Annotated in this window: 2 protein-coding genes; both read right to left on the bottom strand. The window is 67.9% G+C overall.

Annotated features, from left to right (window positions below; translation table 11 throughout):
• A partial coding sequence (locus tag MKK68_RS16700; protein WP_244031579.1) for an ATP-binding protein occupies positions 1 to 451 on the bottom strand: 451 nt, incomplete at its 3' end.
• Positions 451 to 1,959 carry an IS21 family transposase gene (gene istA / locus MKK68_RS16695; protein ID WP_244031577.1) on the bottom strand — a complete coding sequence of 503 codons (1,509 nt, stop codon included), beginning with the start codon at positions 1,957 to 1,959 and terminating at the stop codon, positions 451 to 453. The genes MKK68_RS16700 and istA, both read right to left, overlap by 1 nt.

Genomic DNA, 1,959 nt, shown 5'->3' with positions numbered 1-1,959 from the left:
TCAGCCACTGCTCCTCGAGGCGGTGCACTCGCGCCCCCGCATCCGCCTGATGTTGGGCCGTGCCGTCATGCGCCTCACCGAGCCCGCGGACGCCGTCACCCTCGCCCTCGAACGCGGCAACGGCACCCGCAACGACAGCCTCTCGGCCGACCTGGTGATCGGGGCGGACGGCCTGCGCTAGCGGCAGTTCGCGCACAGCCACCGCGTCCACAGGCGAGCCCGCGAACTCGAACTCGGCCAGCGTCTTCATCACGGGGAAGCGGGCATTGGCGATGCGGTAGCTCGTGGCACGGCTCTCCACATCAGCCAGTTGCAGGGTGAGGAGCTGACCCACGACCTGCTCGGGCGAGTGGTGGCGCTTGGCTGCCAGGGTCATCACCTCGTCGTAGGCCGCGCGCATGCCGCGCAGCTTGAGCTTGACCATCAGCTCGAGGACGGCGGGTCGGTCCATTATGCCCTCACCAAGGTGCGCAGCCCGTCATAGCGAGCACAGTCCGCCGTCGGCACGAGCCCGAGTGTCAACGACGAGGGGGTAAGCATGGGTGGGGGCGGCACAGGCTCCCGCTCCCTAGCGAGCAGATTGAGCACGGCGTCTGCGCTGTGCAGGCGGGCGGTCAGCGCGCGAGTGCAGGCCGCCTCGACCGCGTCCAACCCAGCCTCGGGAACGGCCGAGAGGATCGTCACGAACTGACGATCCCCGTCTGAGTAGGCGGCCAGCCGGCGGCGAACCTCGCGCAGTGACACGGGGAGGTCCCAGTCCCGGAATGGCTCGCCGTTACGCAACGCGCCGGGCTTGCGGGCGAGCACGGGCAGGTAGTGCCAGGGGTTGTAGATCGTCTGGTGACGCCCGAAGCACCGGGCATGCTCGGCAACGCGCTCGCCGTTAAGGAAGACGGTGATCCGCTCGGCATGGGCGCGCAGCTGCACCCGTCGGCCGGCAGCGCGTGCCTCGACGGAGTAGCGGTTGTTGTCGAAGCGCACGAGGCAGGTGGGGGATGCGGCGACCTCGACCTCGTGGAAGCCATCGAACGCCGCATGCAACGTGACGAGGGCTGGCCGGTCCTCGGTCTCGAACACCGCCATGACGGTGCGGTCGCGCTGCACCGGATGGGAAGCCGTCATCGCCCAAGCGATGCAGCGCTCCTCCAGCCAACCGTTCAGCGCGGCCAACGATGGATGGCGTGGCGTGGGCTTGAAGAAACGCCCTCTGGCCGTGCGCACCTGGTTCTCGACCTGGCCCTTCTCCCAGCCTGCGTTCGGGTTGCAGGCGGTCGGCTCGACGAGGTGGTGCGAGCAGAACTGCTGGAAGCGGCGGTTGAACGTGCGCTGGCGGCCGAGGAAGATCGTGGCCACCGCGGTGCGCATGTTGTCGTAGATGCCGCGCCGGCACGACCCGCCGAAAAAACGGAACGCCTGCTCGTGAGCGTCGAACACCATCTCCTGCGTCTCGCGCGGATAGGCGCGCAGCAGGAACAGGCGCGAGTGGCAGAGCCGGATGTGGGCGACCTTGATCTGGGTGGTCACCCCGTTGATCAGCGCGGTCTCGTGGCTCCAGTCGAATTGGTAGGCCTCGCCGGGGGCGAAGACGAGCGGCACGAAGACGCCCTGAGCGGTGGCGGCGCGATCCTTGAACCAGCGCTGGGCGTAGCGGCGCACGCTGTCGTAACCGCCTGCGAAGCCGTCCTGTCGTAGGATCTCGAACAGGCGCACGTAGCTCAGGCGCTGGCGCTTCGCCTTGGCAAGTTCCTCAGCCAACAGGGCCTCGAGCTGAGCGACGTGGCTATCGAGTTGAGGGCGCGGCTGCCGCTGACGCTTGTAGGCGAAGGCGGTAGCATCCGAACGCAGAGCCTTGCGCACGACCTTGCGCGACAGACGCAGCTCCCGTGAGATCTCCCGGATGCTCTTGTGCTCGGTGCGGAACAGGCGCCGGACCTTGGCGATGGTCTCCACAATCAACAT

It is taken from the genome of Methylobacterium sp. E-016, from assembly GCF_022829745.1.
GTDB lineage: Bacteria > Pseudomonadota > Alphaproteobacteria > Rhizobiales > Beijerinckiaceae > Methylobacterium.
Note: the sequence above shows the minus strand (reverse complement) of the source record. Positions and strands in the feature narration are given on the sequence as shown.

What these genes read in the sequence shown, in the direction of transcription:
- istA (WP_244031577.1), bottom strand. Translation starts at nt 1,959, where the DNA reads ATGTTGATTGTGGAGACCATCGCCAAGGTCCGGCGCCTGTTCCGCACC.